Below are 15507 nucleotides of genomic sequence, written 5' to 3'. Positions count from 1 at the left end.
CTGAATAGCCTGCAGACGCGCAGCTGGGCGACCACCTATACCTATGCGGCCGCCGGCAACCTGCTGAGCAAAGTCGAAGACGGCCCGCGCACGGATGTGTCCGATGTCACGACCTATGACTATTACCCGGACGATGCCGCCTGTGCGGGCGGCCACTTCGGCTGCCGCGGCCAGCTCAAACAAATCACCGATGCCCTGGGCTATGTCACGCAGATCGGCCGCTACAATGCCCACGGTCAGCCGGAAGAACTGACCGATCCGAACGGTCTGGTCACGACCCTGGTTTACGACGCCCGCCAGCGCCTCACCTCCCTGACGGTCGGCGATGAAACGACCACTTACAGTTATGATCCGGCCGGGCTGCTCACGCGTATCACCGGTCCCGATGGCGCCTATCTGGCTTACAGCTATGATGACGCCCACCGCCTGACCGGCATTCAGGACCAACTGGGCAATACTGTCACTTATACCCTCGATGCCCTGGGCAACCGGCTCCAGGAGGACGTGCGCGATCCCACAGGCCAGCTGGCCCGCAGCCAAAGCCGTGTCTACGACGCCTTGTCGCGTCTGCAAAACCTGGTATTACCGGAATAAGGAGTTTCCCTAATGAACTTAACGGCAAGAATTTTCTTTTTAACACTGGCCTCGATCCTGACCAGCCTACCGCTGCCGGTGCAGTTCATCAGCGCCGCGAACGCGGCGCCGGCGGTCAATACGTATGAATACGATCCCAACGGCAACCTGATCAAGTCCACCGATCCGCTCGGACGCATCCGCCAGTACCAGCATGACCCCCTGGATCAGCCGGTGCGCCAGCTGGAGCCGCATCCGACCGTCGTCGGTAGCACCCAGGGACAGATCGATATCGGCTATGACAGCTTGGGCCAGCTCACCAGCGTCACCGATCCGCGCAATCTCACTACCCAATATCAGGTCGACAGCCTCGGTAATCTGACCAGCCAGATCAGCCCCGATACCGGCACCACCAGTTTTACCTATGACGCCGCCGGCAACGTCAAAACCCGCACCAATGCCCGCAACAAGACCGCCGTCTACAGTTACGACAGCCTCAACCGCATCACCCAGGCTGTTTATGACTCCCAGACCGTCACCTACAGCTGGGACAACTGCCTCAACGGCATCGGCCGGCTGTGCAGCCTGGCCAACAACTACGACACTGTCAGCTACAGCTACGACAGTCATGGCCGCATTACCAGCAAGACTCAATCGGTCAGCATGAATACGCTGACTGCCAGCTACAGCTACAATACACAGGGCCAATGGGAACAGACGGTCACGCCGAGCGGCCAGACCATCGGCTACGTCTGGCTGAACGGCAAGATCGACGCGATCACGGTCAACGGCCAGACGCTGATCAGCCAGATCGGGTACGAACCGGATGGTCAGATTAACGGCTGGACCTGGGGCAATGGCCAGCAGCACGAGCGCTTCTACGACCTGGTCGGGCGCCCTGTGCTCGCCAGCCTGGGATTCAATGCCGCCCAGCTGCCTAACAGCCGCCACTATGGTTACGATGCGGCCGGACGGCTCATCCAAATGACCGATGACAGCAATCCCGGCCTGAACCAGCAGCACGACTATGACGGGCTGGACCGCCTGACCGGCAGCGAGCGGGGCGAACCGGCCCAGAGCCGCATCGACTACAGCTACGATCTGAACGGCAACCGCACCAGCAAAATCCTGGACAACGCCACAACTTACAACTACAACATCAGCGCTAGCAACAACCGGCTGCAAAGCCAGAGCGGTGCCCAGGCCGTCAGTTACAGCTACGACAAGATGGGCCTGCTGGTCAGCGATGGCACTCACAGTTACAGCTATAACCCGGAAGGGCGGCGCACCAGCGTCATCGGGGTCATCAGCTACGGCTATAATGCGCTCGGCCAGCGGGTCAAAAAGAATGTCATCGGCGGCCCCTTCACGCGCTACTTTTATGACGAACAGAGCCATCTGGCCGGCGAATACAACGCCTCGGGCCAGCTGCTCCAGGAGATCGTCTGGCTGGGCGACTTGCCGGTAGCGGTGTTGAAACCGACCGTGCCAGTCAGCGCTACCGTTGACGTTTACTATATCCATGCTGATACGCTGGGCACGCCGCGGCAGATCAGCCGGCCCGGCGACAACAAAGTAGTCTGGGCCTGGGAATCGGAAGCGTTCGGCGCCAGCCTGCCGGATCAGAACCCCTCTGGCCTGGGCACGTTTGTGTTCAATCTGCGCTTTCCGGGGCAGTATTATGATGCCGAGACCGGATTGCATTACAATGTCTTTCGCGATTATGATCCGCGGACCGGGCGGTATAGCCAGAGCGACCCCATTGGGCTGGCGGGTGGGTTGAATACTTACATTTATGTTGCGAATAACCCGCTTAATTTAATCGATCCGGATGGGTTATGTCCTGAAGGTCAAGCCTGGAAATCTAAAGGGCAGCGCGGCAAGTGTGTACCAGAATCGGAAGCTGATTACTTGCCTGGTAATGCAGCAGAAGATTTTTTGGAGAATTGCCCACTACCACAAATTAAAGGTATTGCGGCTATAACGGCTGGAATTACTAAAGTCGTCAAGTCTGTAAATTGGAAAAGTGTAAAGCAATTTGGACATACTTTTAATACACATGGGGCAGGTGCAAAAAACACAGATAGACTCGCTGACAGAGCAAGAGGAACAGGTAATCCACAAGGGCAATGGAAAGATAATGAAAAAGCAGCCGAGTTTTTAAATGATACTAAAACTGGAGTTGATGGCCCTGCATCTGTCCAAATACCGGAAGGGCTAGGGCAAGTTGTTATGCCGGATGGTTCGATTGTAAATGCAACGCGAGCCACTATAGTTCCTGGACCCGATGGAATACGTACAGCTTATCCAATCCCCTAATATAAGAAATGTTACTAGAACTAACGCTGAATAATTTAAATAAGAATGAACGTATGCTAGCGAAATCTTACAGCCCAGAGCTAGACGATGTTCGTTCGATATTAAATGATATATGTAATTTTATTGAAAACAAGTGCAAATTTTTAATTTCAGGGTTCGGTCAAGAATATTGGCCGGTTACAGTCTATGCAGATTTGCCTGTATTTTTAGAACAATTGCCGAACGTAATAAAACAAATTTCCCTTGGCAATTCAACTGAAATTGAGTTCTATGAACAAGGTATTGAGAGAAGGCTTTTATTAGAGCCGAATGGCGATTTCTACAAATTAACTTGCATTAGCCAGACCAATTGGCAACCTGATCCAAGCAATGAAACAATAAATGCTTTGGAATTAAAAAATATGTTGTCTGAATTTCTAGAAAGCTTTTTGAATATTACCTATTCTATTGCCCCACATTTAGAAAATAATCAATGGCTTAAAAATTGGCTTAACCCATAACTTGTAATGGCCATATGGCGGATGAATCGTATGATGGATTTGCCTTGGCAATCCACCACAAACGGAGTCTTAGAACCGCAATGCTCCGCAATATTACTGGCCTGCTTGAAATGGCGGTTTGCTGCTATCTGACTATATGATCAAAGGCGGTGCCATTTACCGGATTATCTACGATAATTTGTGGATTCATGGTCACCTTACCCCAAGACCCAAAGAACAAGTCCTGCTGCAAAAATCGTCATGCTGGCAGCTATCAAGTTCATGGTAGCGACACGCCGCGATTCACGGATCGAGGAAGCGAGCCGGGTTGTAGTTGATTCCACTTCGCAGCGCAACGACTCTGGCGCCGCTATTGCACAGTCATGCATGGTTGTCATCATTGCTTCACGGCTGGCTGTCAGAGCTGCGTTGAGCGTCCTTTCAGCCTTGTTTTTGGCGTCATCGCCCCAGCGATGGGCGATGGCTTCCATCTCTTCCTTGAAGCGATCCAGAATTTCTTGCTGAGCGGCCGCGCTGTCCTGCATCAACCGTTCATTGATCGTTTGCAGAATCAAAATCGGATCATGGCTGTATGGCGGATGAGACGTAGTGTGGATTTGCCTTAGTAATGGGCATGGAATAAATCAGGGAATTGTAGGTGCGAATTCACAAGTACCCATAGGGCATAAATAAATCCGCACCTACACCAGAAATTCATCCGCACACTTGAGGAAGTTATTTTATTCACGTTCCCAAGCAAAACGATTTCGCTAAGGCGACAGTTTTAAACTCTCAACCGCGCCGTCACGAAATGCTTGAAAGCGGTCAGCTCCGCCCGGGTTTTGCATTTTAACGTGCTGGCGGGGTATCGATTTTATACACGGACAAAAACCCGCCCCAATGGCTCTGGTAGACCAGACTGACACCTTCCGGCAACTGCTTCAGCGAATCGACGAACGGCAGCAGCCTGACCAGCAAGGTATTTTTGGCTTGCGCATCGGGCGTGGACCAGACACGGTAATAACTGCCTTCTTTCTGCGCCAGATAATTGCCCCCGCCGGTTTCATAAGCCCAACGCTTGACCTGTCTGATGTCTCCGTGCAGGTCGTTGCCCGACGGGATATTTTTTGAGTTCAGCGATAAGGGCGTGCCGCCGTAAGCGGTGAACTCGGCCAGATACAGCAGCAGATCATTGTTGACCAGCAGATAGACGGGCCGCGACGCGCCAAAATGCGCGCCGATCTCGGCCAGGGCTTTGTCGCTGTCCATGGTCAGCCAGCGCGCCATTTGCGCCAGGCGCGTGCGCCCCCCGTCCGAGGCCGCGGGCAACCTGTCCTGCAATGCTTTCCACACCGGATTATGGGCAAAGGTCTGGTCGGACGGCTCGCGCAGCCAGGCCTCCTTGCCGCTCAGGTAATGAATGCGCTGGCCGTCGTCCCACCAGCTCAGGAACAGGGCATCCCGCGGCGCCTTGCGGGCAATGATGTCGGCAGCGGACTGCCAGATATCGTGCCGCAACCCGGTCGGGCTGGAAGCAATCGCCTGCGCGTCCTTCGGGAACAGCACCGCGCCCTGCTGGCGGCCTTCATCGTCCTGATACCGGGCAAGCAGCAAGCTGAACAGGTTCTTGCCGTCCTGGCTGAAGGTATAGCGCTCGATCGACTGTGCAGGGAAATGGCCTTGCACATCGGCTGGCGCTTCCGGCGCATGGCGGACGCTGAGCTGGTCGCCGCCGCTTCCGCCATCCGTCGGAGATGCCAGTTGCCGGTACAGTATCGCGCTGCCCATTGCAAGCAGCACGACACTGAGAGACAGCAGTAGCCCGTTCCTTATTTTCCGTGACATCACGCCTGTTCACTGTCCTGTTCGTCGGCCTTATCCTCCGGTTTATTAATCCGGCCGGGCTTCAGAACCATATAAGCTACGCCCAGACCGAACAAGATCAGCACTACGCCGCTGATAAGCAGGCTGTTGCCGCCTTCGTCTTTTTTGCTGGCTGAGGCGGGCGAGGCTGCTGCAGTCGTTTGACCTGCCGCTTCGCGCAGGCGCGTGTCTTCGTCCATGATTTCGGTATAGTCCTTCAGCAGTTCCGACCAGCCTTCGGTGTAGGTGAAACCGCCGGGATTGGCGTGGAAAATACCTTTATAGTGCTTGATCAGGTCATGTTCCCACATATCGGCATGGATGCGTTCCACATGGCTGGGGTTGTTGCCCTTGGCCCAGAACAACTGGAAGAAACCGCCCGGTGCGTCTTTTTCCGGGGCCGGCGGGTTGGGGCGGTTGGTTTTCTGGCCGACCAAGAGGCCGTCATCATAAAGTTTGGTGACCACTTTCTTGGCTTCCTGTTCCACGTCCAGAGCTTGAATAGTGCCTTTGTCGGCAGCGTCCAGGTAAGCCTTGGCGAAGCTAGCCGAATGGCACAGGCTGCAGGTGTCGATCCAGGCCTTTTTGCGGTCTTCAAACCAGGGATGGCCAAGGTTGTCGGCGATGGCCGGCGTCGGGTTGAATGCCCAACGGACTTTGCGCACCAGATTGTGGGAGTATTCGCCCTTGTACTCGAAGTGGCAGACCTGACAGGTTGGCGCCGTGTAGCCGCCCTTGGTGATGGCGTCTTTCAGCGGGACTTCGAAGTTCCATTTGGCTTTTCCCTGCGTCTGGTACTGGGTGCCGTGCTTGGACATCATGAAGTTTTCAAACTCGTTGTGGTCCGCGCCATTGTGACAGGTGGAGCAGGCTTCCGGCTGCCGGGCCTCGGCGACGGAGAAACTGTGGCGGGTATGGCAGCCGTCGCATTTGTTTTGCTGGTAATGACACATATCGCAGCCTTGCGCCACTTCCCGCTGGGGCATGGCCGCCCAGACGGTGTTTTCGACGTTCGCTTCCCAGTCGACCGCATGGGAAGGATGGCCTTTGCCCCATTGGTTTTGCGGCCATTCCTGGTCTCTTTCCGATTCCGCTTCGGCGAATTCATTCAAATGGCACGAGCCGCAGGTGGCACGGTCAGGCATTACCAGATTTTCGGCGTGGTTGATGGTTTCCTTGCCGACGCCGCCGTGACAATCGATACAGCCGACCTGATCGAGTTGCTGGCCTTTTTCAAGCAAGCCCAGTTTGACCAGGTTGGCTTCGACTTGCACCAGTTTTTCTTTCTTATAGGCGCGCACATCGCTGTCCGACAGGTTTCGAATCGCGGCCAGGTCGCTGTGGACACTGTTTTTCCAGGCATGAAAAGCGCCCGGCGTGGCGGCTTCATGACAACTGACACAGTCGTTGCGGCCGAATTCGCCCTTAATGGTTGTGGGCGGCTTGTAAAAATCCTTGGGGTTCCAGTACTTCTGGATGGGAATCGGTTCCCAGTAATCGGCGTGCGACCCCTTGCCCGGGTGCGCGTCATAATAGTTTTTCTTGAGTTGTTTAAAATCGGGCGTTTCCGTGCTGGCAAACCCGATACAGCTGAACCCTATCAAGCTGAATAGCAACAGGCTCAGCAAGCTAAGCGTCTTATGTTTCATACTACACCCCTATGGCCGTTTTTAATTATTGTATCGATTCGAAACTAAAGTCTAGCGCAATACGATCCATAATAAAACAAATATTGTAAGGGGGACTAGCGGCTTTCATCGGTTGCAATCTGTTTAATTGCATTGATTGCGCATGATCAATAACTCGAAGTTTAAGCCTCGATTTGGCTCATTGGTCTTTTCACGCCGGCAGGGGAAGGGATAAAGTCCGGCAAGGGGAGGCGGTTTTATTACCTGCGGGGGACGACTTCACGTCAAGCGCCTGCTGCCGGCAGTCGCCCCCGCAGTCGGCGTAAGGTCTGACGCTTGGTTGGGATCGTGAACTTCGCGGGGTTTGCGCTAAAAATACGCGAGGCTGAACATGGAGGCCGCTATATTTGCATCAGTAATGAATAGACGGTCTGAGAATAAAGGTCCAGCAGTTCCGACATCAGGTAATAATACGTGGACTCCAGGGTTTCGGTAGGCTGCTCCATGAACAGGTTGAACAGGTCGCTCAGGGCATAAAAACTGTTTAGCAAGGCCTGTTCGGTGGCTTTGGTCGCCGCATCGAGATATGCCATGACAGGCGCGATGGCTTCCGCCGCAACCGCCTCGGGATTTTCCATGAAATTCTGCAGATAAAGCTGAGTTTCCCGTCCCGCATCGTTCACATTGGCCACAAGCTGTTGATAGGAGGCCTCGGCTTGCGGCAACAGCTCTTCGTTCATCCGTGTGTAAAGTTCATCGGAGCGCCTGGCCGCCTGATCATACCAGGCCGCCAGAGTCGGACCCGGCTGGTCGTACAATTGTCTGGCCGATGACGCCATCGACGCATGGAAATCGATCAAGGCCGTGCGGATATCCTGATAGAGCGCCTGCAATTGCAGGTTCAATTGCGAAAAGAGTCTCGATGTGGGCAAAAACAGCTTGTTCTCCAGATCAAGGTCTTTAGGAAATAGAAAATTCGGATTATCGGAAAAAGTCATAACACTCCTTAATAATTCAGCCCGGACTCAAATTGAGCCGAAAAAGAATGCGGACATTTCGTCCGCATTTGAGAGGAAGGATAGAGTAACTCTGATTCTCAATAAAGAGCGCATACAAGAGTCGCGGTTAGTGTATTAATCCTGCAACCCGTTGAAAATGCGACATGATGACGCGCGGCAAAATGTCTCTACAATTGGCATGCAGCCTGCATTGTATTGTTAGTTTTGCCTGCGAAAAACCAGCGCCGCCGCGGTATTCGCCCGGAGCGTGGCACTTAAACTATGGTATTTCACGCACCAAAACCGGGTGATTTCACGCAATATTGCGCGAAAAGCGCCCGATGGGCGGATTTAGCGAATATTTCCAAGGGCGAATGCCGGATTGATCCCGATTCAGAAAGTGCTTAAACTTTAATCTAGCGCGGGTGCTGAGCGGCAACGGCTGCCGTTGTTTTTTCAGGCAGTCGGGGCGTTTTATGTCCCTGGTCTTATAACGTCCCTTGCCGCGCAAGTGCTTTGGCACCCGCTACCCGGCGTACTGTCCACAAGTATGCCGCTGGCTGTGGATCAGCAAAAATCGACCAGGCATTTTCTCTCTATCTCAAAAAGGACGTTATGAAACCGATATCCAATACCGCTTTTTATTGCTGCGGCGTTCGCATGCAAGATGCCGAAACGGCGAACCCGGTTTGCCAAGACACGTATGCCAAAGTTTTTATGAATGAGGCCGGGATGAGGATTTTTTCCGATTTCCAGGAGGAAACCAATCCCAACGCCGGCAATGTGGCGCGGCATCGGATTATCGACGACTGCATACGGCAGGCGCTGGTTGATAATCCCGATTTGAGGATTGTGCTGATCGGCGCCGGCTTTGACAGCCGTGCCTATCGGCTAGACGGCGGTGTATGGCTCGAACTGGATGAGCCGCAAATCATCGCCTATAAAAACGAGCGACTGCCGGTTGAAGCATGCAAGAATCGGCTGCAACGCATCGCGATCGATTTTGAAACCGAATCGCTGGAAGCGAGACTGCAGGCGTTTTCCACCGATGAGCCCGTCATCGTCGTCATAGAAGGTGTTTTTATCTATCTGCACGAGGATGCCGTCAGGCAAACCCTGCAAACCTTACATCGGCTGTTTCCGGCGCATAAACTGATCTGCGACCTCGTGACGGAAAAGTTTTTCAACAAATACAGCCTCACCTTGCAGCAAAAACTGGGCAGATTGGGCGCCGATTTCAGGTTTACCTTGCCTAATCCCGCCGAGTTATTCTGCCGCTGCGGCTATCAGGTCACTCAAAAGCATTCCATCGTCGCTAAGGCTGTGGAATACGGATCGGTAAAAGCGCCGATGCTGCTGTTGAAACTGTTCATGAAAACCCCTGGTGCATGGCTATTCGATATTTGTATTTGAATCGGCTCTCAGGCGATAAATAGTCATCGGAATTGATCTTTGTATAACCAAGGCGCAGAGGGGACTCAATGCAGGATGATCTGTTAGGAACGCGCATAAAATAACTTCCTCAAGTGCGCGGATGGATTTCCGGTGTAGGTGCGAATACCCTGAAGGGCACAAGTACCCATAGGGCATAGCACCTACAATTTCCTGATTTATTTCATGCCCATTACTTAGAGCTTATCCGTAAATAAGTTTATAAAAAGACTTTGCATATGGAAGAATTGCGGATTTTAACGCTTTAAGTACCGTCATAATTTGAACAGATTAGCTAGCTGGAAAGTTTCCGATGATTTTTGGGCACGTGTAGAGCCGTTGATACCTCAACCACAGTGAGATCCCAACAAAACTTACCAACGCCAAGTCGGGGGCGGAAGAAAACCGCTACCCCCGAGGCAAGTCTTTGAAGGGATCATGTATGTGTTACGAACCGGTTGCCAGTGGAAGGCCCTGCCGAAAAGCGAATTCGGGAGCAGCAGTTCGGTTCATCAGTATTTTCTGGACTGGGAAGCCGCCGGTTTATTTGAGCAGTTATGGCAAATCAGTCTGCGGGAATACGATGAAATGGAAGGCATAGCCTGGGAATGGCAAAATTTGGATGGGGCGATGGTCAAGGCGCCTTTGGCATTGGAGTCTATGGGCAGAGACCCGACGGATCGGGGAAAAAAAGGTAGCAAGCGCAGTTTCCTGACGGATCAGAAAGGCGTGTCATTATCTATTGTCCTTAGCGGTGCCAATAAGCATGATGTCAAGCTACTGGCAGCCACTTTGGACGCCCTTGTCATAGAGCGTCCAGAAGTCGAAGAAAGTAGGCAACACATCTTTGCCTGGATGCGGGCTATGTCGGTGAACAGGCAAGACAAGAGGTGCTGGATAGAAACTATGTACCCCATATTCGCCCCCGAGGTGAAGAGGTCGAAGAAAAAGCCAGGAACCCCGATTTTAAGCCGAAACGTTGGGTGGTAGAAGTCTGCCACTCCTGGTTTAATCGGTTCCGGAAAATACTGGTCTGCTATGAGAAAATGGAGCGGAGTTATCTGGGGCTATTGATGCTGGCCGCTTCTGTAATTGTTTTTCGTAAAATTAAACGACAAAACCAACCCAATATTATTTACGGATAAGCTCTAAGTCCTATTTTTACTTGTATGTCGGCTGTACCCGATGTTAGCCTGAATCGTTTTTTCGACGGATTCGCCATTATCATTACGATCCGAATTTGAGCGCCGATGCGGCCAGTTTCGTGCCGATGACTCTTGCTTCGATTTTCGCAAACGCTGTATCTCGCCCCGTAGATCGGTCATCTTCAAAAGGGGAAAATCCGCAGTCATCGGTACTGCCAAGTTGATTTATCGGGATGTATTCGGCGGCTTGCAAAATACGATCACGCACCAGTTCCGGCTCTTCCACCTCCGGATTAAGCACGTCAATAACGCCGACATACACCCTCTGATTGGGGCGAATATTGTCTCGGACAACTGCCAATACCCGATCCAGGTTCTTTTCACTGGCCAATTGCATGTAAAAATGACCGGCCTTGAGCTGAAACAGATCGGGCAAAAGATCGGCATAATCAACGTCGGCGCTATGGGTAGAGTCGTGGTCGCCGCCTGGACAAGTATGTACGCCGATCAACCGGCGTTCTTCTAAAGTGAAATGCTCCAACACCCGATTGTTCAAATCGATAAATTGCCGGAGCAACTGCTTGGACGGGTCGATCTTGACCGACAAACGGCCTTCGGTGAAATCAATCTGAACATGGTGTGCGCCCTGAGTCAGACAACTGCGAATATCCGCCACGGTTTCCTTGATTAAGTCATCTATGAAAGCCTCCCGCGAGTAGCCGGCCAAGCCCTCTTGCGGGTAGAGGAGGCTAAGCGCCGAAGCCGAAATGACAGCCTGTTTTACCGGCAACTTTGTGTAGCGTTTGGCGGCACGGACGTAATCGCCTGCATGAACGCCGTAACGGAATGGTCCGGAGGTAAGCTTTGGCAATTGCCGCGTATGGCCATCGGCGAAAGTTATTACCATACCATCATGAGCAATATTGCTTAGACCGTGCAACGGATACGTGGCAAAACTGGGTTTGGTCTGTTCGCCATCGGAAACTACAGGCGATCCGGTCTGCTCGAAACGCTCGATAGTGTCCCGTAATGCTGCGTCGTAATAGATGTCCAGGTGCTCGCGCGAAAGCCGTCCCTCCCGAAATTCACGGAGTGCATCTAACAATTGAGGTGGACGGGGTATGCTGCCTATGGATTCGGTAGGAATTGACATATGTTTTACCTTTTAGTGTTATTGTTAATGGAAGATGGTTTACAAGGACGAATTGTCTTGTTCCGATTGCAAGCGAAGCGCCGTAATTGCGCCATAAGTCGCCACCAGAAATGGGACTATGTAAGTCAATACTGCCTTTACCACATGGGTTCGTTGGATGCTATGAAAATCGAGAAAAACCAGACTTACCATGGCATCCGGTTGGTTGATCAGGTTTTGGACGGTCCCTACAATCATTGCGACGCGGAATGAGCGGCCATAAGTGCCATTTTGCCGGCTTAACCGGTGAAGATTCAGCCAATTCGACCATTGATTTCTGGAGATAGTCACAGCCAATATGCCCTCTGAAAAAATTAAACACGCCTGTATTGCCTGATCATAGGTCTGCGTGAAGTTTTATGGTTCCTTTGCCGTCAAGCTCAAAGTTGCCGCCGGCAATAGCCGAAGCCCATCGCGCGGTTTTTTCGAAGTTGCCCAAAGAAAAAAGATGGCAACCGGAAAAATGGGTTTGTTCTGCAGTCATAGAATGCTTAACCATGGATAGAACAAGGCTGTCAGGAGCGGCTACGGCGGCAAGTCTGAGCATTTTGGCCGGATGTCTTGCCAGCGTGTCTATGGATGCACCGATCCCGCAGAAGCGGGCTTGCTTGATCAAACCGGATAGGGTCGATATACCGTGCAAGCCAACCTTGATCGGAAGGCGGATGCCTGATCGACTCAGCTGTTGAGCCCATTCGGCTACCGGCGCAAAGTCGAAGAAAAACTGGGTAACCAAAGACACAGACAGTTGCCTGCTCTCTCCGTACTCCTGTTTTTCCAGTAATGCATTCATGAGATCGGTACTGCCGACTATCGGGTGTCCTTCCGGATGACCGGCAAAGCGCAGATCGAAGATCCCATGGCGTTCCAAAATTCCATTCTTAACCATACTCATAGAGGAACTGTAAGGTCCCAACGGCGGATCATAATTTCCCCCGGCAATCACCAGCGCCGCCCTGATCTCTGCTTGCCGATTTAAATTTTCTAACCAACGATTCAATTTATCTTCACTGGCTATCGCACGTGCCGCGATATGCGGGACTGGCACCATATCTTCGTCTCTTAAGCGCTTTGCCAGGGCCACAACTTCTTCAGGTTGCGTGTTTGGCGTAGACACGATGTAGACCTCCGTCCCTGCTCCCAGGTAATGGCGAAAATCGTCGATCTTTGACGCTTCCCGTGTCGTTATTTCGATGCTGAACCCCGAAAGTATCGATCTGAGCCTTGTGGCTACTTCAGTGTCGTTGGGCGCTTCCAAGTCGTTCGCATCGTGATTTTGTAGGTTAGGGATAAACATTTCTCTACCATTATTTTACGTTAATGTAAGTTTTTAGTTTTTTAAATATCCATAATATACTATTTTTTTATTTCATAATATAACGTTGACGTAATATTATGTTAGCGCGTCCAAGACGTGATTCCAATATCAACACAACGGAGGAGCATTAACATGAACACACAACGAAAAAAGGTCACCATCAAAACCTTGGGCGATAAGATCGCAAGAGGCGAGAAGATTGTCGGCATGGAATGCCATGACACGCCCAGCGCCATCATGGCGGAAGAACTTGGCATGGATCTTTTATGCGTGGGTAGTCCCGGCCCAATGGCGCTGTTTGGTCATAAGAGCATGAATACTGTGGACTTTCAGGAACAGCTCTACTTTCTGGAGGCGGTGCTGCGAGGCGCATCAACCCCCTTTATTTGTTGCAATATGCCTAATACAACCGCTTGCGTATCCGAAGCCGATGCCGTGCGCAATGCCTCGGAAATTCAACGACGCGGTGCGGATGGGGTGCATATCGAGCCTCATCACAAAACCGTCAAAATGGTTGAAGCTATCGTCGGGGCGGGCATACCGGTCATCGGGCATTTCGGCGTTCAAGGCGAACGTTGGTCTCAGGTAGGCAGTTATTTACCGAGGGGACGCACGGCGGAAGATGCCGCTGACATTGTCAAGCTCATCAAGAGTTGCATTGATGCCGGTATCAGCACGGTATTGCTGGAGCACGCGTCAGAAGAGTTGGCCAAGTGGTGTTACGAAAATCTGCCGGTGCCGGTCGCAAGCCTGGGTTCCGGCCCCTATGCGCACGGCATTTTTCACGTTTCCTCCGATATTATCGGCTGCTCGGCTTTTCCTACGCCGCCCAAGCGTAACCCCTTCGGAAATGTCTGGCAAAACATGAAAGATGCCTACAGCAAGTATTATGAAGCGGCCCGCTCAGGCTCGTATCCGAATCCTGAAGATTCCCATCATATGCGGGAAGGCGAGTTTGAAAAGTTTCTGGATTTGGTCGCCAAGTCTTAGTTTTCTATACAAGCCCTATTCAGTCAGCAAGTCACCGTGCCGCAGAATTGGAACGTGATCGTTTGGTCAAATACCAAGTAAACATGGCCAAATCTGCGGCCTCTTCAAAAAGCGAGGCATTGCTGAAATGGCGTTGCGCTCCAAAGTTTGCTCCCTGTTTTGTCCCCCTGTGCCCGAACAGGAATTTAATTGAAAATATTGACTCATAGGGCATATTTTGTGAAATAATTTTATTAAGAAAACATAAATTTTCCCGACTAAATCTACCTCTTTTCGATACTCTTATTTTTCCTAATGGTCATATTTTGTAATGCGTCTACCTCCGAAAGAACAGCGTGATTTCCTTAAAATCGGTGAATTGGCTGATGAACTAGGAACAACCCCTAGGACCATACGCTTGTATGAAGAATTAGGCGTCATTGTTCCTGACCGTACGCCAGGCGGTACGCGTCTCTATGGCCCTAAAGACAAGAAGCGTATGGCTATCGCGCTACGCCTGGGGCGGTGCGGAATCGATCTGGAGTTCCTAAAGCGGCTTGCGTGCACCCGCCAGGAATGCAGCTCGGGGAAAGCGGCCTCAGCAGCCATGCAACCGTTGCTGGACGACTTGCGTCACCGGATTCACGGCCTGCTGGAAGATCTGGAACAACTGGAACGGGATTTGGAGCGGGCCGACATGCTGATCCGGCAATGCAGTGATTGTCCGAATCGCCCAAATCGTAAGGACTGTCCTCATTGTCCGGTCGATAAGAATGTTGATCTGACCGATATTGCCCGCCTGATTTGGGATCCTGATGCATCTTAAAAACGGACAACTTACTTTGCTAGCTACACAAAAATGTAAAGCATCTTACCTCCATAACGATTCTTAGGAACGGGAATGAAATAAGACCCGCAATTGAGGCAGGATTTCTGTTCCTATTCAAGGCGCGCAAACAGGCGCATAGCAAGCTATGTAACTGTTTGCGCAACGCCGAAGAGGGACAGAAAGACAAGTCAGTTGCGGGAGTTATAAAATTCACGTTCCTTAACATCATCATAAAGTGATCAGTAAACCGGTAAGCGGTCTTCAATTCGGAATAGGTGGCGTATTTCATCGGAATACATTCTCAATCCAAAAATATACGCGATGATCGCCAAAAGTGAGAGATTGACAGTTTTGTCGGAGGCCGAACTGTATGCATTGTACGGCCTGCCGGATTTCATGCCCAGGTTTATTGCGTTTTGCAACTAGTACTTAGTCATACTTGATATGTCGGATATTGCCCCCACATCTGTTGCTTTCCCCGTTAATGGAACCGAGAAATTGGCAGCAAAGAAATATATAGTCCGGCTAAGTAAAGAAGAACGTAATGATTTGGAAGGCTTGGTACGGCGAGGAAAAGCGGTGGCTTACAAGAGGCTTCATGCGGAAATACTCCTGAAAGCGGATGTCAGTCCCTTGGGAGGTCAGTGGACAGATCGCCAGATCAGTGAAGCCTTCGGCATTTCAACGCGCACGGTAGAGAGAGTTAGGCAGCGATTAGTTGAAAAGGGATTAGAAGCCGCGTTGGAGCGAGCGAAACAACAGC

At 51.7% G+C, this 15507-nt stretch carries 13 protein-coding genes and 2 pseudogenes; 8 read left to right on the top strand and 7 right to left on the bottom strand.

The features are described 5' to 3' along the window. Positions 1 to 96 precede the first annotated feature (96 nt). Genes EK22_RS10210 through EK22_RS10200 form a run of 3 tightly spaced genes read left to right on the top strand, consistent with a single transcriptional unit; the run spans position 97 to position 3392 of the window. Positions 97 to 594, top strand: a complete 498-nt coding sequence (locus EK22_RS10210) for an RHS repeat protein (protein ID WP_036250645.1) — start codon at positions 97 to 99, stop codon at positions 592 to 594. Positions 595 to 606: 12 nt separating this feature from the next. Further along, on the top strand, positions 607 to 2892 hold the full coding sequence (locus EK22_RS10205; protein WP_051961843.1) for an RHS repeat domain-containing protein: 2286 nt from the start codon (positions 607 to 609) through the stop codon (positions 2890 to 2892). A gap of 53 nt (positions 2893 to 2945) precedes the next feature. Beyond that, positions 2946 to 3392: a hypothetical protein gene (locus EK22_RS10200; protein WP_152565071.1), complete on the top strand. Its 447-nt coding sequence runs from the start codon at positions 2946 to 2948 to the stop codon at positions 3390 to 3392. Between the two features lie 197 nt (positions 3393 to 3589). Here the strand turns inward: EK22_RS10200 and EK22_RS10195 are convergent. The 4 genes and pseudogenes from EK22_RS10195 to EK22_RS10180 form a co-directional block, all read right to left on the bottom strand. Beyond that, positions 3590 to 3955: pseudogene (locus EK22_RS10195) on the bottom strand (conjugal transfer protein TraM); the annotation flags it as partial. Positions 3956 to 4220: 265 nt separating this feature from the next. Further along, on the bottom strand, positions 4221 to 5216 hold the full coding sequence (gene haoB, locus EK22_RS10190; RefSeq protein WP_036250639.1) for a hydroxylamine oxidation protein HaoB: 996 nt from the start codon (positions 5214 to 5216) through the stop codon (positions 4221 to 4223). After that, on the bottom strand, positions 5216 to 6883 hold the full coding sequence (locus tag EK22_RS10185) for a multiheme c-type cytochrome (protein ID WP_036250636.1): 1668 nt from the start codon (positions 6881 to 6883) through the stop codon (positions 5216 to 5218). The genes haoB and EK22_RS10185 overlap by 1 nt, the downstream gene beginning before the upstream one ends. Positions 6884 to 7263: 380 nt before the next feature. After that, entirely contained in the window at positions 7264 to 7860 is a 597-nt protein-coding gene (locus EK22_RS10180) for a hypothetical protein (RefSeq protein WP_036250634.1), read from the bottom strand. Positions 7861 to 8475: 615 nt separating this feature from the next. Between EK22_RS10180 and EK22_RS10170 the strand changes: the two genes are divergently transcribed. After that, positions 8476 to 9273, top strand: a complete 798-nt coding sequence (locus EK22_RS10170) for a class I SAM-dependent methyltransferase (RefSeq protein WP_036250629.1) — start codon at positions 8476 to 8478, stop codon at positions 9271 to 9273. A 300-nt stretch (positions 9274 to 9573) separates the two neighbouring features. After that, positions 9574 to 10436: pseudogene (locus EK22_RS10165) on the top strand (IS5 family transposase). A gap of 82 nt (positions 10437 to 10518) precedes the next feature. Here the strand turns inward: EK22_RS10165 and EK22_RS10160 are convergent. Genes EK22_RS10160 through EK22_RS10150 form a run of 3 tightly spaced genes read right to left on the bottom strand, consistent with a single transcriptional unit; the run spans position 10519 to position 12925 of the window. Then, positions 10519 to 11589, bottom strand: a complete 1071-nt coding sequence (locus EK22_RS10160) for a cobalamin-independent methionine synthase II family protein (RefSeq protein WP_036250626.1) — start codon at positions 11587 to 11589, stop codon at positions 10519 to 10521. Positions 11590 to 11628: 39 nt separating this feature from the next. After that, complete coding sequence (nrtS, locus tag EK22_RS10155) at positions 11629 to 11919, bottom strand: nitrate/nitrite transporter NrtS (RefSeq protein ID WP_152565070.1); 291 nt, start codon at positions 11917 to 11919, stop codon at positions 11629 to 11631. Between the two features lie 46 nt (positions 11920 to 11965). Next, positions 11966 to 12925 (bottom strand): methylenetetrahydrofolate reductase, encoded by a 960-nt coding sequence (locus EK22_RS10150; protein WP_051961840.1) that lies wholly within the window; start codon positions 12923 to 12925, stop codon positions 11966 to 11968. Between the two features lie 153 nt (positions 12926 to 13078). Here EK22_RS10150 and EK22_RS10145 point away from each other — a divergent pair, with 153 nt between their 5' ends. The 3 genes from EK22_RS10145 to EK22_RS10135 all read left to right on the top strand — a co-directional run. After that, on the top strand, positions 13079 to 13936 hold the full coding sequence (locus EK22_RS10145) for a 3-methyl-2-oxobutanoate hydroxymethyltransferase (RefSeq protein ID WP_036250624.1): 858 nt from the start codon (positions 13079 to 13081) through the stop codon (positions 13934 to 13936). Between the two features lie 310 nt (positions 13937 to 14246). After that, on the top strand, positions 14247 to 14741 hold the full coding sequence (locus EK22_RS23635; protein ID WP_081917839.1) for a MerR family transcriptional regulator: 495 nt from the start codon (positions 14247 to 14249) through the stop codon (positions 14739 to 14741). A 447-nt stretch (positions 14742 to 15188) separates the two neighbouring features. After that, positions 15189 to 15507 (top strand): helix-turn-helix domain-containing protein (locus EK22_RS10135; RefSeq protein WP_161786418.1); only part of this gene is annotated, 319 nt, incomplete at its 3' end.

It is taken from the genome of Methylobacter sp. BBA5.1 (assembly GCF_000746145.1).
Classification (GTDB): Bacteria; Pseudomonadota; Gammaproteobacteria; order Methylococcales; family Methylomonadaceae; genus Methylobacter; species Methylobacter marinus.
The sequence above is the reverse complement of the archived record's forward strand: the minus strand, read 5'-3'. Positions and strand labels throughout refer to the sequence as shown.